17 protein-coding genes are annotated in these 19048 nt (G+C 70.2%); all 17 read right to left on the reverse strand.

Annotated features, from left to right (window positions below; genetic code table 11):
- Positions 1-80: 80 nt before the first annotated feature.
- The 17 genes from LY40_RS04390 to LY40_RS04470 all read right to left on the reverse strand — a co-directional run bounded on the left by LY40_RS04390 (position 81) and on the right by LY40_RS04470 (position 19017).
- Positions 81-1778: an alpha-amylase family glycosyl hydrolase gene (locus LY40_RS04390; protein ID WP_258936001.1), complete on the reverse strand. Its 1698-nt coding sequence runs from the start codon at positions 1776-1778 to the stop codon at positions 81-83.
- 245 nt (positions 1779-2023) lie between these two features.
- On the reverse strand, positions 2024-3064 hold the full coding sequence (locus LY40_RS04395; protein WP_258936002.1) for an LLM class flavin-dependent oxidoreductase: 1041 nt from the start codon (positions 3062-3064) through the stop codon (positions 2024-2026).
- Between the two features lie 29 nt (positions 3065-3093).
- The gene (locus LY40_RS04400; protein WP_258936003.1) at positions 3094-3858 is read right to left on the reverse strand and encodes an SDR family NAD(P)-dependent oxidoreductase; all 765 of its coding nucleotides are present in this window, start codon (positions 3856-3858) and stop codon (positions 3094-3096) included.
- 58 nt (positions 3859-3916) lie between these two features.
- Positions 3917-5413, reverse strand: a complete 1497-nt coding sequence (locus LY40_RS04405; protein WP_258936004.1) for an aldehyde dehydrogenase family protein — start codon at positions 5411-5413, stop codon at positions 3917-3919.
- A gap of 114 nt (positions 5414-5527) precedes the next feature.
- Entirely contained in the window at positions 5528-6298 is a 771-nt protein-coding gene (locus LY40_RS04410) for an enoyl-CoA hydratase/isomerase family protein (protein ID WP_183786352.1), read from the reverse strand.
- On the reverse strand, positions 6288-7916 hold the full coding sequence (locus tag LY40_RS04415) for an AMP-binding protein (RefSeq protein WP_258936005.1): 1629 nt from the start codon (positions 7914-7916) through the stop codon (positions 6288-6290). The genes LY40_RS04410 and LY40_RS04415 overlap by 11 nt, the downstream gene beginning before the upstream one ends.
- Positions 7913-8641, reverse strand: a complete 729-nt coding sequence (locus LY40_RS04420) for an ABC transporter ATP-binding protein (RefSeq protein ID WP_258936006.1) — start codon at positions 8639-8641, stop codon at positions 7913-7915. Before LY40_RS04420 ends, LY40_RS04415 begins: the two co-directional genes overlap by 4 nt.
- A complete protein-coding gene (locus LY40_RS04425) occupies positions 8634-9434 on the reverse strand; it encodes an ABC transporter ATP-binding protein (protein ID WP_258936007.1) in 801 nt (266 codons plus the stop codon). Before LY40_RS04425 ends, LY40_RS04420 begins: the two co-directional genes overlap by 8 nt.
- The gene (locus LY40_RS04430; RefSeq protein WP_183786358.1) at positions 9434-10354 is read right to left on the reverse strand and encodes a branched-chain amino acid ABC transporter permease; all 921 of its coding nucleotides are present in this window, start codon (positions 10352-10354) and stop codon (positions 9434-9436) included. Before LY40_RS04430 ends, LY40_RS04425 begins: the two co-directional genes overlap by 1 nt.
- Positions 10351-11241 (reverse strand): branched-chain amino acid ABC transporter permease, encoded by an 891-nt coding sequence (locus LY40_RS04435; protein WP_183786359.1) that lies wholly within the window; start codon positions 11239-11241, stop codon positions 10351-10353. Before LY40_RS04435 ends, LY40_RS04430 begins: the two co-directional genes overlap by 4 nt.
- Positions 11242-11287: 46 nt before the next feature.
- On the reverse strand, positions 11288-12475 hold the full coding sequence (locus LY40_RS04440; protein ID WP_221213402.1) for an ABC transporter substrate-binding protein: 1188 nt from the start codon (positions 12473-12475) through the stop codon (positions 11288-11290).
- Positions 12476-12523: 48 nt separating this feature from the next.
- On the reverse strand, positions 12524-14203 hold the full coding sequence (locus LY40_RS04445) for an FAD-dependent oxidoreductase (RefSeq protein ID WP_258936008.1): 1680 nt from the start codon (positions 14201-14203) through the stop codon (positions 12524-12526).
- A 91-nt stretch (positions 14204-14294) separates the two neighbouring features.
- On the reverse strand, positions 14295-15755 hold the full coding sequence (locus tag LY40_RS04450; protein WP_258936009.1) for an aldehyde dehydrogenase: 1461 nt from the start codon (positions 15753-15755) through the stop codon (positions 14295-14297).
- 267 nt (positions 15756-16022) lie between these two features.
- Positions 16023-16448, reverse strand: a complete 426-nt coding sequence (locus tag LY40_RS04455) for an acyl-CoA thioesterase (RefSeq protein ID WP_183786362.1) — start codon at positions 16446-16448, stop codon at positions 16023-16025.
- Positions 16441-16944: a MaoC family dehydratase gene (locus LY40_RS04460; RefSeq protein ID WP_258936010.1), complete on the reverse strand. Its 504-nt coding sequence runs from the start codon at positions 16942-16944 to the stop codon at positions 16441-16443. The genes LY40_RS04455 and LY40_RS04460 overlap by 8 nt, the downstream gene beginning before the upstream one ends.
- Complete coding sequence (locus LY40_RS04465) at positions 16941-17429, reverse strand: hypothetical protein (protein ID WP_258936011.1); 489 nt, start codon at positions 17427-17429, stop codon at positions 16941-16943. The genes LY40_RS04460 and LY40_RS04465 overlap by 4 nt, the downstream gene beginning before the upstream one ends.
- The gene (locus tag LY40_RS04470) at positions 17422-19017 is read right to left on the reverse strand and encodes an AMP-binding protein (protein ID WP_258936012.1); all 1596 of its coding nucleotides are present in this window, start codon (positions 19015-19017) and stop codon (positions 17422-17424) included. Before LY40_RS04470 ends, LY40_RS04465 begins: the two co-directional genes overlap by 8 nt.
- Positions 19018-19048 lie beyond the last annotated feature (31 nt).

The raw sequence follows: 19048 nt of genomic DNA on the forward strand, positions 1-19048 counted from the left end.
GCACCGCGTGTCCTGCACTCGGCACCGCGTGTCCTGCGCTCAGACACCGTCCCCCGGCTCACACCCCGTCCCGGCGGTCGTCACCCGAGGTCCAGGATCGCGTAGCCGAATCCGCGGACGACCAGTCCACGGCCGTCGACGCGCACCCCGCGCCCCTCGACGCGGCGCGCGTGCGGTACCCGATCATCGGGGACGTCGACCGTGACGGCCTCGCGCGAGGGGTTGACGGTCACGAGGAAGCGGTCGCCCCGCAGGTAGGTCAGCGGATACCCGTCATGGAACACCCGAACGTCACCGGCCGTGCCCAACTCCGGGTACCGGGTGCGCAATCGGATCAGCCTGCGCACGAAGTGCAACAACGACCCCGGATCGCGCCGCTGCGCGGCCACCGTCGGCCGCTGTGGGTCGGGATCGATCGGCAGGTAGAGCTTGTCGGCCGGCGCGTCCGAGAATCCGGCGTTCGGACCGTCGTCCCACTGCATGGGGGTGCGGTTGTTCTGCCGCCCGTCGCTGCCTTCGACGTCGGGCAGCCCGGGCACGGCACGCATGCCGATTTCCTCGCCGTAGTACAGCGTCGGCACACAGGGCCATGTCAGCAGGAAGGTCCACGCCGCGGGGAACTCCTCGGGTGTGCGCACACCGTCGTTGAGCCGCGTGGCACTGTCGTGGTTGGCGATCGGCATCATCGTGTATCCCGCGTCGCCGATCGTGTCGGCCGCCTCGACCCAGGCATCGACGAACGTCTTCGCCGTCCCCTTCCCCTCCGCGGAGAAGAACGGCTCGTCCCGCCACAGCGATCGCCACGGCGCGCCGTCGCCCGGACCGTTGACGGGCAGGTAGAAGTCGCCGTGGAATCCGGCGGTCACCGATGTGGCCGGGTCGCCCCACTCCGAAACCATGACGGCTCCGGGATAACGGGCCTCGAGCCACGCGCGGAACTCACCCCACAGTTTCCCGGTCTCGACCCAGCCGGGATCGTCCTTGACGAGCGTCGCGGCCATGTCGCACCGGAACCCGGAGATCCCCATCTCGAGCCAGTGAGCCATGATCTGCCGCATCGCCGCCCGGTTTCGGCGAGGCCCTTCGGCGTCGACGGGCTGACGCCATGGCTCGTCGGGGTTGCTCCGCGCATAACCGTAGTTGATCGCGGGCTGCGTCTCGTAGTAGTTCATGTAGAACGCGCCCGGCCGTGGTCCCGGCGAGGCGACGAAGGACTCCGGCAACGACCCGTCCTCGGGGAGCTGGTCCGGGCTCGCCCAGATATAGCGGTGATCGGTCTCGTCCCCCAGCGACCGTAGGAACCACGGGTGCTGGTCCGAACTGTGGCCAGCGACGAGATCGAACAGGATGCGGATTCCCCGCCGGCGCGCCGCCGCGACGACCGCGACGACGTCGTCCTCGGTGCCGTAACGCGGGTGCACCCCGGTGTAGTCGGCGATGTCGTAGCCGGCGTCGGTGAACGGGGACGGGAAGATCGGGTTCATCCACACCGTGTCGACCCCGAGCCAGTGCAGGTGGTCGAGCCGGTCCAGCACGCCCGCGAGATCGCCGATGCCGTCACCGGACGTGTCGGCGAAGCTCTGGGGATACAGCTCGTACAGGATGGCGTTGCCCAGCCAGGACGAACCCGGCGTGTCGCGGCCTGCCCCACCGATGGTGTGACCGGGGCTCGCCGACGCCGTCCCCGCCGCGGCGGCCGCACCGGCGAGCGCCGCCCCCGCGCCGATCAGCAGCGACCGCCGTGACAGCGATCCCCGGGGCAGCGATCCCCGGGACACCGCTGTCGCTGACCATGCATCCTCCGACCGGCCCACTGAACCCTCCCGCTGAACCTTTCCACCGAATGCTTACGTATGCACAAGCGGGCTCAGCGTACTCTGCTGATCGCCGAGAGTGAAGACCTACGTATGCATTCGACGGCGGGGAGAGGGGACACACCGCGCTCGACCTTCCGGGCGACCAGGGTGCGGTGACGGCGCGCGGAAGGCCGGCGGCGGCCCTCCGCTGCCCACGAGGCCGACGATCACACGGCGGATCCGTCCAGGAAGTCGTCGAACGAGCGCGATTGCAGACCGCGTAGGGGTTGCACGATCTCCCGGCCGACCTGCTCGAGGTAGGCCTCGGTCTGCTCGGCGTCCATGCCGGGCCAGTGGGGCCGCACCAACAGCGGGCCGACCGGCAGCGCGGCCGCGATGTCGGCGATCTGTTTCCGGCAGGCTTCGGCGTCGCCGAGGATGACGTGATCGCGCACGGTGTCGCCGAAGTTGCGCACCTCGTCGTCACCGAGCAGCGTCATGCCGCGCCCGGCGTAGGCCTCGTACTTGCCCCGCGCCACCGCGGCGAAGCGCGACACCGCGTCGTCGAAGTCGTCGCCGATCATCAGCTCACGCCGCAGCGGCAGCGGGTTCAGCGGCAGTCCGCGGCTCGTGCGCTCGGCGGCGTAGGTGCGGATGAGCGCATCGACCTGCTCGATCGTCTGCTGCGGGGTGATCGTCCAGACGTCACCGTGACGCGCGGCCCGGCGCACGCCGGTTTCCCGCATCGCCCCGAGCCAGACCGGGGGCCGCGGCTGCTGCAGCGGGTGCACGTGCGTCGGCAGATCGTCGATCTGCCAGAACCGGCCGTGATGACTCACGCGATCCTGCGACCACATCGCCGTCATCACCTCGATCAGCTCTTCCAGCAGCCGGTAGCGCTGATCGAACGGCACGCCCATCGTGGCGTACTCCTGCGGCAGATAACCGGTGCCGAGCCCGACGACGAGCCGCCCTCCGGTCACGACGTCCAGTGTGGCCAGTTCTTCACCGAGCACCACCGGATGGTGCACGGGTCCGATGAGGACCGTCGTGCCGATCTTGACGTCCTCGTCGAGCTCGGCGGCCAGTCGTGCCAGCAGCGGCACGGGCTGGAACCAGCGGAACCCGTCGTAGAGGAAGTGCTGGCCGATCGTCAGGTAGGTGAACCCGGCCCGTTGCGCGGCCTCGGCCTTGCGCAGCATCAGGTCGAGATGTTCCCGGGCCGACGAGGCGACCGGCTGGTCTCCCATCAGGATGCCGAATTCCACGGTTTCTCCTCCGATGTGGACTGCGCGGGCTACTTGGCCGTCATGCCGCCGTCGACGGGAATCGTCACGCCCGTCACGAAGCTCGCCATGTCGCTGGCGAGGAACAGCGCGACCTGGGCGATCTCCTCCGGCTGGGACGGGCGGCCCATCGGGATCTGGGCGAAGAACGCCTTCTTACGCTCGGCCAGCTCCTCCTCGGTGTTGGTGCGGAAGAACGCGGGCAGTCCCGGCGTGTCGACCGAACCGGGCGCGATGGCGTTCACGCGCACCCCGTCCTGCGCGAACGCCAGCGCGAGCGAGCGCACGAGCGCGATGATGCCGCCCTTGGTGAACGAGTACAGCGGGCTGTACGGCGAGCCGACCAGCCCTGAGCTGGAGCTGGTGAAGATCACCGAGGCGTTACCCGAGGCCCGCAGCGCGTCGGTGAGGTAGTTGGTCAGGTAGAAGCTCGCGCGCGCGTTGATCTCGATCAGGGCGTCCCAGTCCTCGATCGCCAGATCCGTACCGGCGGCCCCGGGGATCCCGACGTTGTTGTACAGCACGTCGAGTGAGCCGTGGTCGGTCTGCACGCGTTCGGCGAGCGCCTTGAGCGCATCGAGGTCACGGACGTCGATCACCTCGGCGCGCGCGCTGCCGCCCGCGCCGTCGATGGCGCCCACGACGTCCTTGGCGGCGCCCTCGTCGACGTCGACGACGATCACGTGCGCGCCCTGTGCGGCGAACGCCTCCGCCGCGGCGCGGCCCATGCCCGAGCCGCCTGCGGTGATGAGCGCGGTCCTGTTCTTGAGCAGCATGGCGAATTCTCCGATCTCGACAGGTGGTCCACTGTGGATTGTTCGGCGACGGCGACTGTCACGTGCCCGGCGGGCGCGTCACGCCTGCCAGTGGCCACTGGATGTGTTTGACCTCGAAGAACTCGGCGAAGCCGTCCTCGCCCAGTTCCCGGCCGACACCGCTGCGCCCCGGGCCGCCCCACGGCGCGTCCGGGCGCATACCGGCACCGCCGTTGATCGTGACCGTGCCGGATCGCAGCCGTTCGGCGACGGGCATCGCCTCGTCCAGCGGACCGAAGACGTTGGCTGCCAGTCCGTACGACGTCGCGTTGGCGATCCGCACCGCCTCGTCGACGTCGGTGTATGGCAGTGCGATCGCGACGGGGGCGAACAGTTCGGTCTGCGCGATCGGCGCGTCGACGTCCACTCCGGTCAGGATCGCCGGGTTCAGGTAGTGGCCGGTGGGAAGATCTGGCCGTCCACCGCCGGCGGCCACCGTGGCACCGGCCGACACCGCGTCGGCCACCATGCCTTCGACCTTCGCCCGGTGTTCTGCCGAGATCACGGGGCCGACGACCGTCGCGTCCTCCTGCGGGTCGCCGACGGCGATCGTCCTGATGAACGCGTCGGCCTTCTCGCAGAACTCGTCGAGCCGGTCCTGCGGTACCAGCACCCGGCTCCACGCCGCGCAGCCCTGGCCCGCGTTGCGCGCGAACCGCAGGATCGACGGGCCGACCGTCGCATCCAGGTCCGCGGCGGGCAGGATGATGTTGGGGCTCTTGCCGCCGAGTTCGAGCACGGCCTTGGACAGCGACCCGAGCGCGGACTGCGACATAACCTGCCCGCCGACCGCGTCGGAACCGGTGAACGACACGAGGTTCACGTCCGGATGCCCGGTGAGCCGTTTGCCCACGTCCGGGCCGCCGACGACGAGGTTCACCACGCCGGGCGGCAGGTCGAGTTCGTCGATCAGTTCGAACACACGCAGCGTCGTCTGCATGCCCTGCGGCGACGGCAGCACGACCGTGGTGCATCCGCTGGCGAGCGCCCCGCCGAGCTTCCAGGCGAGCAGATTGATCGGATAGTTGTAGGCGGGCAGTGCGGCCAGCACCCCGGCCGGTTCGTAACGCAGCAGGCTCGTCGACAGCACCGGCTTGTCGTACAGCGGCAGTGCGTGCGAGTAACCGCCGCGTGGGCCGCGTTCGGCCATCTCGGCATACCACCGCAGCGCCTCGACCGGGCCGCCGACCTGCATACCGCGGGCCGCTCCGATGGGTGTGCCGACCTCGTCGCCGATCAGCCGGGCAAGCGGCTCGGTGTTCTTCTCGAGCAGGTCGGCCAGCCGGTTCACCACCCGCGCACGGTCCTTCGGCCCGTACGAACGCCACGCGTCGCCCTCGAACGCCGCCCGCGCGCTCGCGACCGCGGCATCCACCTGTTCCGGGGAACTCAGCTGCGCGGTGCCGACGGCCTGCTCGGTCGACGGGCTCCACGACGTGTAGGTCTCTCCGGACTCACCGTCGCACCAGGCACCGTCGATGTAGGTGCTCTTACTTCGCGTCTCCAGGCCACTCATGCCTGCTCCTTCGTCGTCCTCGGTGACGGCCGCCGACCGCCGGATGGATCGTAGGCAGCCCGCACGGCCGTGCGACAGTTCTCGTCGTGCGCGAAAAACTCGAATGCGTGCACATCACCTGCCACGGGCCGCGCGGAAGGTCCGCACGGCCGTCCGGTGGTCGTCGGTGTCGAACAGCAGCGCCGTCGCTTCCACCGACTCGGCGAAACCGCCATCCGTGTCGCGGTTGACGAACGCTTTGCCGACCTGCACGGCCAGCGGCGGGTGCGCCGCCATCTCTGCCGCCAGCGCCACGGCCTGCTCGTTCAGCTCGTCGTCCGGGTACACCTCCTGCACCAGGCCGATGCGTTCGGCCCGTTCGGCACCGATGTCCCGGCCGCTGAGGGCCAGGTAGCGCGTCCAGTGCCTGCCGATGACGTCAGGGCCCCGCACGATGCCGTAGCCGGGCATCAGCCCGACCGTGGGTTCTTTGAAGGCGAACCGCGCCGACCCGCCCGCGAGCACGACGTCGCTCGCCAGTGCCAGTTCGGTCCCGCCGCCGTAGGCGAGTCCGTTGACCGCGGCGATCACCGGCACGGCGCACCGTTCCACCGCGTGGAACGCGTCGTATACGAGCCGGAGATGCGGTCGTACCCGCGCGACGTCCCCGTCCAGACCGGCGAACATGTCGATGTCGCCGCCCGCGGAGAACGCCCGGCCCGAGCCGGTCAGCACAACCGCCCGCACGTGGGCCTCGTCGCCGTGGCCGAACGTGCCCATGACGTCGTGCAGCTCACGGAACCACGACTGGTCCATCGCGTTGAGCTTCTCCGGCCGCGACATCGTCAGCACGACGACACCGGACCGCGGTTCGGTGCGCTCGAAGCGGGTGAGCTCAGCCGCCATCCGTGCTCCCCTCCCGGTCGAACGTTCCCGGGGGCACGCCGTCGGCGCGGAGCCGGTACTTCTCCACCCGCTGGCTCGGTGTGAGCGGGAGGGCCTCCAGCACGCGCACGTACCGCGGGATCGCGAACGACGTCAGCCGCCGCTGACAGTGCCGGATCAGCGCGACCGGATCCACCGTCGCCCCGGCGGACGGCACGACGGCCACCATGACGTCCTCCTCGGACAGCGCCGACGGCACACCGTAGGCCGCGACCGCGCCCACCGACGGATGCTCCGCCACGACGCGTTCGACCTCCCACGAGGAGATGTTCTCGCCGCGCCGTCGCACCGTGTCCTTGAGCCGGTCGAGGAACGTCAGGTAGCCGTCCTCGTCGAGGTATCCGCGGTCCCCGGTGTGGAACCACAGGTTGCGCCAGCTGCGCGCGGTCTCGGCGGGCATGCCGTGGTAACCGTCGAACATCCAGCCGGGTTCGCGCGGGCGGACCACGATCTCTCCCGCCTGCCCGGGCGGCAACGACTCGTCGCGGTCGTCCACCACGGCCACCTCGTAGTTGACCGAGGCCCGGCCCGAGGTGCCGATCCGGCGTCGCTCCGGCGGCATGTCGGTGACGATGGAGACCTCCGTGCTGCCGAAGATCTCGGTCAGCCGGACGCCGAACCGCTCCTCGAAGGCCGCGAAGATCTCCCGCGGGCACGGCGCCCCGAACGCCGCCCGGACCGGGTTGTCGGCGTCGTCGGAGCGCGGCGGCCGTTTGAACAGGATGCTCATCATCGCGCCCTGGTAGTTGAACGCGGTGATGCCGTGCTCCCGGCAGATGTCCCAGAACCGGCTCGCCGAGAACCGCCGGTGCATCACCAGATCCGCGCCCGCCTCGAGTGCGGCCATGACGCTGCAGTACCGGGCGTTGCTGTGGAACAGCGGGAAGACGCTGTAGAGCCGGTCGGCGGCCGTGTATCCCATGAGCGCCGCGGTGTGCCGAGCCAGGTTGACGTTGGCCTGATGACTGAGCACCACACCCTTCGGCGGGCCGGTCGTGCCGGACGTGTAGAGGATCACCGCCGGGTCCGCCGGCGACACCGAAGCGGCCGTCACGTCCGCCAGCGCGCCACGTTCCTCCACATCGGACATACGGTGCCGCGCCACACCGTCACCGGCTACGCCGTCGCGTCCGCCGGCCGGCTCCCCGACCACGACGACGTGCCGCACCGACGCCGGCAGGCAGCCGCGCACGGCGTCCTCGTACCGGGCATCGCACACCACGGCGACCGCACCGGCGTCGGCCAGGTAATGCCGCAGCAGGTATTCCCCCGCCTCCGGGTTCACCGGCACCTCCACGATTCCGCGCCGCGCCAGGCCGAACCACACCGCGAGGAACTCGGGGCATGCGTCCAGCACCACACCCACCCGCTCGCCGTGGCCGATGCCGAGCTCGGCGAGGCCGGCGGCCACCCGCCCTGCGCGCGCGTCCAGGTCCCGATAGCCGAGTCGGACGCCGTCGACGAGCACCCCGGCGCCGGCCGGCGCCGCCCCGGCCGCCTCGGCCAGCCAGGCACCCAGCGTGCGGGCGGTGGTCCGCGACGACCGCGTCGCTGCGGCTGGTTCGGCCGGTAGGATCATGCGGTCCCCTCCGCCGCCAGCGCCGCCTCCCCCAGCAGCGCGTGCACGACCGCGGCGTCCTCGCGGAGCTGCTCGGCCTCACCGCTGCGGACGACCTCGCCGCGAGCCACGATCGACACCGTGTCGGCGACCGCCAGTCCCGCGTCGACGTTCTGCTCGACCATCAGCACACCGATGCCGGAGTCGGCGATCGCGCGGACACTCGTCAGCACCGTGTCGACCATTCCCGGTGCCAGGCCCATGGACGGCTCGTCGAGCAGCATCACCCGCGGCTGGCCCATCAGCGCTCTGCCGAACGCGAGCATCTGCTGTTCCCCGCCGGACAGCAGTCCCGCCGGCATGTCCCGTCGCTGCGCGAGAATTGGGAATCGGTCGTACACCTCGTCGACGAGCGCAGCGACCTGCGACCGCGTCGCCGTGTAGCCGCCGATACGGAGGTTCTCGGCCACCGACAGCGGGGCGAAGATCCGCCGTCCCTCGGGCACGAGGCTGACACCGTCCCGGACGATCCGGTGGGGTCGCTTGCCCAGCAGCTCCGCACCGTCCAGGCGCACCGACCCGCCCCGCGCGGGTTGCAGACCGCAGATCGCGCGCAGGCTCGTCGACTTGCCCGCCCCGTTGGCGCCGAGCACCAGGGTGATCCGCTTCGGCTCGACGGCGAACGACACCCCGCGCACGGCGTGCACCGGCCCGTAGCTGACGTGCAATTCGGAGACGTCAAGCATGTGCCCTCCCCTGCGTTCCCAGGTAGGCCTCCTGTACGGCCGGATGCCGCACCACGGCTTCGGGCTCTCCCTCGGCGATCAACGCGCCGAAGTTCATGGCGAACAGGTGATCGCAGGCGTCGACCATCATCTGCACGTCGTGCTCGATGAGCAGCTGCGTCAGGCCTTCGGCGCGCAGGTCGGCCAGCAGGCCGGTGATGTCGTCGCGCTCCTGCCGGTTCATGCCCGCTGTCGGTTCGTCCAGCAGCAGCAACGTCGGTTCGCTCGCGATGGCACGCGCGATCTCCACCCGCCGCTGGTGACCGTAGGACAGTTCGTCAGGGCGGTGCCGTTCCTTTCCGGACAATCCAGTGCGTTCGATGGCCCTGCGCACCCGCTCCCGTGCCCGGCCGCGTTCTGCCTTGCTGCCGGAGCCCGCCGATTCGGCGCCGAGCGCGACGTTGTCGAACACGGTGCGACCAGGCAGGATCCGTACCGTCTGGAACGTCCGCGCGACACCGCGTGCGGCGATCGTGTGCGGTCGCACCCTGTCGTAACGTCTGCCCTCGAATTCGAGCCGGCCGCGAGTCAGCGGCACGAGGCGCGTCAGCGCCGCCAGCAGCGTGCTCTTGCCCGACCCGTTCGGCCCGAGGATGCCGAACAGCCGGCCCGGGGTCAGCACGATCGACACGCCGTCGACGGCTTTCACGCCTCCGAAGTGGACGGCCACGTCGTCGGCGCGCAACACGCTCGTCGCGGCCTCGGCGTCACGGCCATCGCCTGCTCCGGCACCGGCGAGTGCGCTCGATGTCATCACGAATCACCTCCCACGGCGGCCGCCGCCTGCTGCGGTGGTGGCGCGTCCGGCGGGGAGGCGGCCGCCTCCCGCCGTTTCCTGCGGTACTTCCGATAGCCGTCGACGGCGGCACCGGTGACTCCGCCCGGCAGGTACACGGCCGCCGCGGCGACGAGCACGCCGTACACGACGTCCTCCCACTCGCCCACGAACGCCAGCACCTCGGGCATCCACACGAAGATGACCGTGCCGATGAGAGCGCCGATCCACGACCGCGAGCCCCCGACGATGATGATGGTCAGCGCGAGCACGACCAGGTGGAAGTTGATGTCGTCCGGCGTGACCGTCGATCGCAACAGGACCGTCATCGAGCCGGACAGCCCGCCCAGCATGCCGCTGACGGCGAACGTGGCACGCCGGTAGCGGGCGACGTCGATCCCCATCGCCGACGCCAGTTCGGGGTCCTCACGGACCGCCTCGATGCGGCGCCCCAGTGGTCCGAGCTCGGTGAACGTCAGTGCGGCCACGACAACGACCACCACGGCCAGCAGATGCCCGGTGTCGAGCATGCCGAGTGCGCCGAACAGGCCCGAGGCGCCGCCCGTGAGGTCGCCGCCGTTGACCACGAGAACCGAGATGATCAGCGTGAAGGCCACGGTCGCCATCGCGAGGTACAGCCCGGTGAGGCGCTGGATCAGCAGGCCGAGCGCATACGCCACGGCCCCACCCGCGACCGCGGCCAGCAGGATCGCCGTAGCCGTCGACAGTCCGTAGTGGACCATTCCGATGGCCGCGAGGTAACCGCCGATGCCGTAGCACCCGACGCCGGCGAACGAGAACACCCCGGCACGCAACGGAACCTGCACGCTCAGCGCCAGCAGCAACGTCGTGAAGGTGCTCTGGATGAGCACGATGTGGGAGAAGTACCAGTCGATCATGTCCGCCGCACCTCCTTCCTGCCGAACAGGCCCTGCGGGCGCAGCAGGAGCACGAGGAAGATGAGTCCGAACGAGACGGCGTCGACCCAGGTTCCCTGGTTCATCGCCAGCACGAAGGTCTCGGCGCCCGCGAGCACGAACGCACCGACGATGACGCCGCCCATACTGCCGAGGCCACCGAGCACGACGATCGCGAACGCCTTGATGAGCAGCTGGTCCCCGCTCGCGGGGGCGATCGCGCCGAGCTGGAACGTCAGCAGCGCCCCGGCCAGCCCCGCCAGTGCCCCCGACGTCGCCATCGTGCCGAGCGCGAGCGTGGCCCGGTCGACGCCCATCAACGAGGCGGTCTCCGAGTCGACGCCGATCGCCCGCAGGGCCAGTCCCTGCCGCGACGTCGCCAGCCAGCGCCACACGCCGACGCCGATACCGATACCCGCGACGACGATCACCAGCACGGTGGTCGTCATCCGCAGGCCGAAGACCTCGAACACCTGCGCCTGGTAGGTGCTGCCGCGGAAGCCGAAGGGCGCGCTCGCCGTCACGCGCTCGGCGATGGCGAGCGGGATGGCGGCCACCCCGATACCGCCGATGAGGATGCGCAACTCGGCGGCCCGGTGCTCGGTGGCCCTGCGCATGATCGGCCCGAACGCGAGCACCTGCGTCAGGGTCGCGATCAGCGCACCCGCCGCGACGGCGATCAGCACCACGGCCGGCATCGGCAGCGCGACCTGCTGGGTGATCACGTGCGCGGTGAACGCCGAGAACATGAACGTCGCACCGTGGGCGAAGTTGAGAATGCCGATCGTGCTCCACGCGAGCGCCATGCCGAGTGCGAACACGAGGTACACCGAGCCGAGGGCGACGGCGTTCAGGATGTGCTGTGCCACGACCGCCACCTCCCTCCGGATCGCGGGTCACGGCCGATGCGGCGGGTCATGACGCACCGCCGCGTGAGACCAGTTCCTCGCTCGTGCCGTTCCAGCGCACCAGCACACCGGGCACGCGCATGTCGTTGCCCTCGAAGGTGAGCTCGCCCATCGCACCGTCGAAGCCTTCCTTCGCGACCTGCTGCAGTCCGCGTTTGATGCCCTCGCGACTCGCCGAACCGGATGCCTTGATCGCGCGTGCCAGCCACCACATGCCGTCATAGCCCTCGGCGGCGTAGACGTCCGGCTTCTGCCCGAACCGCTCCTGGAACGCCGCCACGAAGTCACGGGCCTTCTCGCTCGTCAGCGCCGGGGAGAAATCTGTCGGGTAGATGACGCCTTCACCGTGCTTACCCGCCTCCGTCAGGTTGCCGCCGCCCTGCACCGAGGTCGCCATCACCTGGCCGTCGTACCCGGCCTGACGCAGCTGCGTCAGCGCGGTGACCGACTGCGGTTCGGTCAGCAGCATCACGACCGCGTCCGGGTCCTCGCCGGCGATCGACCGCACAGGCGTGGTGAAGTCCTGGGTGGTCGACTGCACCGGAGTGCTCGAGATGATGTCCAGTCCGTGCTGCTCGGCCTGCTTCGGCAGCGAACCCTTGCCGATCTCCGCGAACGTCGGGAACGTGGCGTTGTAGAGCACGCTGACGTCCCCGAGCCGCTTGTCGGCGAGATACTCCGTTGCCAGGTCGTAGTACGACGCCATCGGCGCCGTGGCCCGGTACGTGTAGTCGTTGACGACGACCCCGTCCGAGCCCGCCTGGGTGAAGATGGTGGGCACCTGTGCGCGTTCCACCATCGGCGCGACCGTCGCGGCCTGCTGCCCCTGGGTCGGTCCCATGATCGCGTGCACGGTCCGGTCGGCGGTGGCCTGTGCCATCTCGGCCGACGCCGTCTCGATCGACCCGGCGGTGTCGATCTCCTCAATGGTCAGCTTCACGCCGTCGCCGAGGAAACCGGAGCGGTTGATCTCGGAGATCGCGAGCTCGCCGCCACGGGCGCCGCCGATGCCCGCGTAGGCGACCGGTCCGGTCTGGTCCCGCACGCCGAGCAGCTTGATCTCCTCCGGAATGCCTTCCTGAGTGGCGATACCGCCCTGCGCCGCGTCGCAGCCGCTCATCGCGACCGCGGCCACGACCGCAAGGGCGCATGCGGTGGCGCGCCGCAGCCGGCGCCACCGGTGGGGAGCCCGCATGCTCGTCCTCCTGCCTGTCGTCGGTGGGGATGTCTGTGCCGCCCGGGGTTACGGGACCGGCTCACCGCGCAGCTCGCGTGCGACGAGGTAGGCCAGTGTCACGCCGCGGCCGAGTGCGAACCCGCTGTTGTAGCCGGTGCCGGTGGTGGTCAGCGCGGCGCACGACCCCACGGCGTAGAGGCCGTCGATCACGTCGCCGTCGGGGTCCAGCACCCGTCCGTCACCGTCGATGTGCACGCCGCTGGACCCGATGCCGGTGCCCACGAACTTCAGCCGCAGGCCGTGGAACGGCGCCTCGGTGAGCTGTCCGAGGACCGGACTCGGGGTGTTGTCCGGATCGCCCGCGAACTTGTTGACGTAGGTGACCGTGCCGCGGCCGAAATCGGGGTCCTCGCCGCGGGCCGCATAGTGGTTGAACCGCTCGGCCGTCCTGGTCAGCTGTGCCCCGTCGATGCCGAGCTGCTCGCCGAGCGCGGCGAACGTCGGGGCGGAGCTGACCCAGCCTTCGGGGTATTCGCCGCCGGGCGGGGTGGCGGCGAGGCCGTACTTCTTCCGGTGCTGGTCGTCCCAGACGAGGAAGAACGGCAGGTGCCGATCTCCGGGCGCGAGGGTCTTGGCGACGATGTCGACCCAGTAGGAGTCGTTGCAGAATCGGTTGCCCGCGGCGTCGACGATCATCGTGTGCGGCATCGCGTACTCGGGGCCGTAGCCGTACCCGGTGCCGACCTGGGACCGCCATCCCGGGAGCATCGGCACGCTCGTGGCCGGGATCTTCGCGATGCCGGCACCCACGCCGCGGGCGAGTTTGATCCCGTCCCCGCGCAGCGATTCCGGCGCGACGCTGCCGAAATCCTCCGGTTCGAGATCGACCATCTCGCGCACGAGATCGGCGTCCCAGTCGTAGGTGCTCGTGGCGAGTACGACCGGGCCGCGCACCTCGACCGGGCCGTCCGGGCCGTCGGCGCGCACGCCCGCGACGCGGCCGCCGTCGGAGAGCAGTTCGGTCACCGGGTGGGAGAGGCGGATGTCGATCCGGTCCTCCTGCAGCACGCGGCGCAGGAAGCTCGCCACGACGCCGGTCCCGAAGGTCAGTGGGTCGGTTCCCTCGGTCGCGTCGAACTCACGGCCGTCGGCGATACCGAACGCAGGCACTCCCGCGTGATCCGCCTTGCCCGATCTGGACTCCTCGGAGTCCACATAGGTCGCCCGGCGACCCTTCTCCATGAGCTCGTCGTAGGTCGTGCCGACCGGGAAGTACGGGCTGACGCGGAGCGTGTCGCGCCATGACCCGAGCACACTGCCGTCGATCACCTCGCCCGTGAGGTACCTCCCGACGGGCAGCGCGCCGTCGGCCTCGTTGTGGTAGTCGGCGAGACCGGGAATGACCCTCCAGCGGATCGCCCCGAGCTCCTCCCAGTAGCCGATCGCGTCCGGACCGGTCCGGATCCAGCGCAGCATCGCCTTCTCGTCGAGCACCTCGGGAGCGTCGCGGGCGATCGCCCGCACGTAGGTCTCGGTGAGTTCGGGCGAGTCCTCGATGCCCTCACGCGCGGCGACGGGATTGGCGCCGATCCACACCTGTCCGCCCGAGTAGGCGGCCGCACCGCCCACCTGGTCCGCCGCCTCGAACACGATCACGTCCCGACCGCCGACCGCCGCGCCGAGAGCCGTCGCCAGGCCGGACAGACCGGCTCCGACGACGATCACCGGTTCGCTCGCATCAACCATCGTTCGGTGTTCCTTTCGCGATACGCGGTCGCGGGACGTGCGGGGCGACGGCCGACAGGTCCGCGAACCCTCGGGACTGCCAGCGGCGCGGTCACCGGCGCTGGATCAGCTTCGTCTCGAGGTAGGCACCGAGACCCTCGACGTTGCCCTCGCGGCCCAGGCCGGACTGCTTGTAGCCGCCGAACGGCTGCACCACGCACATGTCCCAGCCGTTGACCGACACCTGGCCGGTGCGGATGCGGCGGGCGATCCGTTCACCCTCGGCGGCGTCGCGGGCGTACACGGCCCCGGAGAGGCCGTAGTCCGAGTCGTTGGCCAGCGCGACAGCCTCCTCGACGTCGTCGAACGGGATGACGCAGACGACCGGGCCGAAGATCTCCTCCTGGGCGATGCGCATGTCGTTGCGCACGTCGGCGAACACGGTCGGCTGGACGAACCAGCCGTGGTCCAGCGCCTCGGGCCTGCCACCTCCCGTGACGAGCCGTGCGCCCTCGTCGAGGCCGAGCTTGATGTAGCTCTCCACCCGGTCCCGCTGCCGTTCGGCGGCGAGTGGGCCGAGCACGGTGTCACCGTCGGTCGGATCGCCGACCTTCAGGCCTTCGAACATCGGCACGAGGGCCGAGAGCAGCTCCTCCTGGCGGTGGCGCGGCACCAGGATGCGGGTCAGCGCGGCGCACACCTGGCCGGAGTGGCCGATCCCGGCGAACGCCAGCGTCGGCAGCACCTCGTCGAGCGGCACGTCGTCGGCGATGATCGCGGCCGATTTGCCGCCGAGCTCGAGCGTCACGCGTGTGATCCGCTCGCCGCACAGGCTCATGATCCGCCTGCCCGCGGCGGTGCTGCCGGTGAACGCGACCTTGTCGACGCCGGGGTGGGTCACCAGGTGCTCACCGACCTCGCGACCGCCGGGCAGCACGCTGATCACGCCCTCGGGCAGCCCCGCGGCCTCGAGCGCCTCGGCGAGCAGGTACAGGCTCACGGGCCCTTCCGGCGCGGGCTTGAGCACGACCGTGCAGCCGGCCGCGAGCGCAGGGCCGATCTTCAGTGACGCCGTGGCCACCGGCCCGTTCCAGGGAATGATCGTGGCGACGACGCCGACCGGCTCGCGGACCAGCACCCCGTGGCCGCCCTCCCAGGAACGCTCTTCCTCGAACTCGAACCGCTCGTGGAGGGTCGACGCATCGGCCCACATCTTGAGCGCGTTCTGGTGGAAAGCCTCGCTCACCGCGGACGGGGCGCCGATCTCCGCGGTGAACGAGGCAGCCATGTCGCCGAAGCGCTTCTCGACCTCGGCGCCGACCCTGGTCAGCACCGCGGCGCGCTCGGCGGGGGTCATGCGGGGCCACGGCCCTTCGTCGAACGCCGTCCGCGCCGCGGCCACCGCCGCATCGATGTCGGCGACCGTCGGATCCGGCACCGTCGCGAGGCGCTCCTCGGTCACCGGCGACACGACGTCGATGACGCCGTCGCCCGCCGGGTCGACCCACCGGCCGCCGATGAACAGCTTCGAAAAGCTCCGCACGGTCTCGGGTGCGTGCATCGTCGAGGTCATGGACGCGCTCCTTTGCGGGTACCGAACCTGGCCGTCATCGGCGCCTGGGCGCGGTGACGTCGCTAACAACCTTGACCCGCGACCGGGACCAAGTCAATGCCTTTCATAGGATTTATTGTCATGAATTCTCGGACGAGGAGAACCGGCGCGATCCCGGGAGATTCCGTGGACGGCACACGAAAACGCCGCCGTGGCAGGGAGATTCTCCCCGCCACGGCGGCGTGGTCCGGACCGGACGAGTAAGCCCGGCCACTCCAGCAGCAACGGCTACGGCACGTCGAACCGCGGCGACGGCAGCGTCCGCAGGATGCCCGCGAGGCGATCCGGCACCGCAGTCTTCGCGAACGTCTCGTCGCGGCAGGCGTAGGTCATCTGCCCTCGCGTGACCAGGTCGCCCTCACACGTGAACTCGTAGCCGACCGTGTAGGACGAGGTGCCCACCCGGTCGAGCACGGCCTGGCAGACGAGTTCGTCGAACACCTGCGCCGTCCGGTGGTACGTCGCACCGGAGCTCACGCCGACCGTGACGACCCCGAGGTCGGGTTCGAGATCGCCGCTGCGCAGCCCGTGGGAGTACAGCCACGTGGTGTACGTGCGTTCCATCCACCGGTAGTAGATGGCGAAGTACGCGATACCCATCGCATCGCAGTCTCCGTAGCTGAGCTGGAACGTCAGCCGATCCCGGTCACTCATCACCGCTCCCCTTCCCCGGCAGGGCGACGGTCGCCGTACCCGTCAACACGGCGTCACCGTCGACAACGGACAGTTCGACGTCGCAGTCGCACAGGATCTCGTCACCGTCGTCCGCCCGCTGCCTGCGCACGTCGGTGACGACGCCGCCCGCTCGCAGGGAGTCTCCCTCGCGCACGTTGCCGCGGAAGCGCACCCGCAACCGCCGTACCCGTTCGTAACCGCCCGCGAACCCGGCGAGCATGTTCATCACGTACGCCATGTTCAGCGGCCCCTGGTTGATCGCACGGTCACCCATGCCGAGCTCCCGCAGTGCCGCCGTGTCCCAGTGGATCGGCGTGGGGTCGCGCAGCAGTGCCGCCGTGGTCTTCATCTTCTCGCCGTCGACCTTCGCCACGTGCCAGTCCGGTAGTCGCATTCCCGGCGAGAGCGGCCCGATGCGATCCGCCACCGCCGCGCCGTCGGCACCGGTCACGCCCTCGTCGGCCCGGTCGCTCACGAAAGCCTCCTCGGCAGGATCAGTGAGTTCCAACAGTCGGCCACGTGGGCGCCACTCTCCTTGTCGTGCAGTCGGAACACATAGCCGATCACGTCGAACACCCCGCTGCGGCCGGACTTGCGGTCGGCCGAGGTCACCTCGCCCGACACGAGGTAGGTGCGGCCCACGCGCATCGGCGCGTGCCACACCGTCTCGTGTTCGCCGAACATCGGCCCGTCGTCGGCACTCGAACCGAACCAGGAGAACAGCTCGTCCCACGTGACGCCCATCGCCTGCGTCGCAGCCGTCCACGCCAACAGCGGATGGGCCGGCTCACCGACCGGCCCGCCGGGCGTCGACGTTTCCGGCCCGGCCAGCGCGGCATCGGCCAACAGCCACGCGAACCAGCGCTCCACGGTGAACTCCCCGCCGGGGAACGCCCGTCCGATCCGGGCGGCAACGTCGTCGGCCGACATCCCGGCCGGCTCACGGGCCGTCTCAGACATCCCGCTCCCTGCCGGACCAGTACGGCTCGCGCAGTTCCCGTTTGAGGATCTTGCCGGTCGGCGCCTTGGGCAGCTCGGCCACGAAGTCCACCGACTTCGGCTTCTGGTACCCGGCCAGGTGCGCCCGAGCCTGCTCGATGATCTCGGCCTCCGTGGCCCGCTGTCCCGACTTGAGCACGACGACCGCCTTCACCGACTCGCCCCACTCGTCGTCGGGCACGCCGATCACGGCGCATTCCAGCACCGCCGGATGCCGGGCGATGGCCTCCTCGACCTGCACGCTGAAGATGTTCTCGCCACCGGAGATGATCATGTCCTTCGAACGGTCCACGATGAACACGTACCGGTCCTCGTCCCAGGTCGCGATGTCGCCGGTCCACATCCAGCCTCCCCCGAGAGCTATACCCCTACTGTCGGGGGTACCCGCACCCCGCAGCGTCTCGGCCGTGAGGTCGGGCCGGTTCCAGTAGCCGAGCATGTTCGCCTCGGACCGGACGACGATCTGTCCCGGCGTGCGCCCGTCCTGCGGCACGTCGCGGCCGGTCTCGTCGACCACCCGCACCTGTGTGCCGAAGCCCTCCCTGCCGCAGGACTGCAGCCGCTCCGGCCGGACACCGGCCACCGCGGACGCGTGGTCCTCCTGCGACAGGAAACACATCGTCGAGCCCTCGGTCTGCCCGTACCCCTGGATCAGCGTGCAGGGGAACGCCTCCAGCGCCTGGCGCACGATGGCCGAGGGCATCGGCCCGCCGCCGTACTGGATGTTGCGCAGGCTCGACAGGTCGTAACGCTCGAAGCCTTCGACCGCCATCATCCAGTTCAGCATCGTGGTGATGCCCAGCAGCGCCGACACCCGTTCGGCCTCGATCACCTCCAGCGCCCGTTTCGCCTCGAAGTTCATCATCACGAGCGGGCAGCCGTGCTTGAGGTAGTTCATCGCCAGCACGACGGGAATGTGGAACAGCTGCCCGGTCAACAGATACACGTCGGACGGCACGATGCGCTCGGCCACGGTCTGGTTCAACATCCCCGCGGCCGCGCTCCGGTGCGAGTGCAGCGCACCTTTCGCCTGCCCTGTCGTGCCGCCGGTGTAGAGGATGAAGAACGGATCGTCGTCACCGATCTTCGCCGAGAACGCGGGCTCCTCGTCCGATGCGGCTTCGACGAGCTCTTCCAGTCCGCCGTCCCCGTCGGGCCCGAACCGCAGCACGTGCGGCACGTCCACCGTGCGGCACAGCTCGTCGACCACAGCCGACCACTCGGCCTCGGCGACGAGCGCACGCGGTGCGGCGTCGGCCACGATCGCGGCCAGTTCCGGTGCGGCCAGCCGCCAGTTCAGCGGTTGCAGCACCAGCCCCGCGCGGCCGGCCGCGAAGTACAGCGCCTGGTACTCGGCGCAGTTGCGCGACAGGACGGCCACCCGGTCGCCCGGGGTCAGCCCACGGGCGAGCAGGCCGTTGGCCAGCCGCCGCACGAGGTCGTCGAACTGCCGCCAGGTGAGCCGCCGGTCGGCGGTCACGTCGTAGATCGCCTGCCCGCCGGGCGTCAGCGCCGCCCATTTGGCGGGGATCAAACCCTGATTGGCCACCGGTCCTCCGCTCCGTCCGTAGCGCCGATCA

The organism is Prauserella salsuginis (assembly GCF_024648885.1).
In the GTDB taxonomy this organism is placed as follows: domain Bacteria; phylum Actinomycetota; class Actinomycetes; order Mycobacteriales; family Pseudonocardiaceae; genus Prauserella; species Prauserella salsuginis.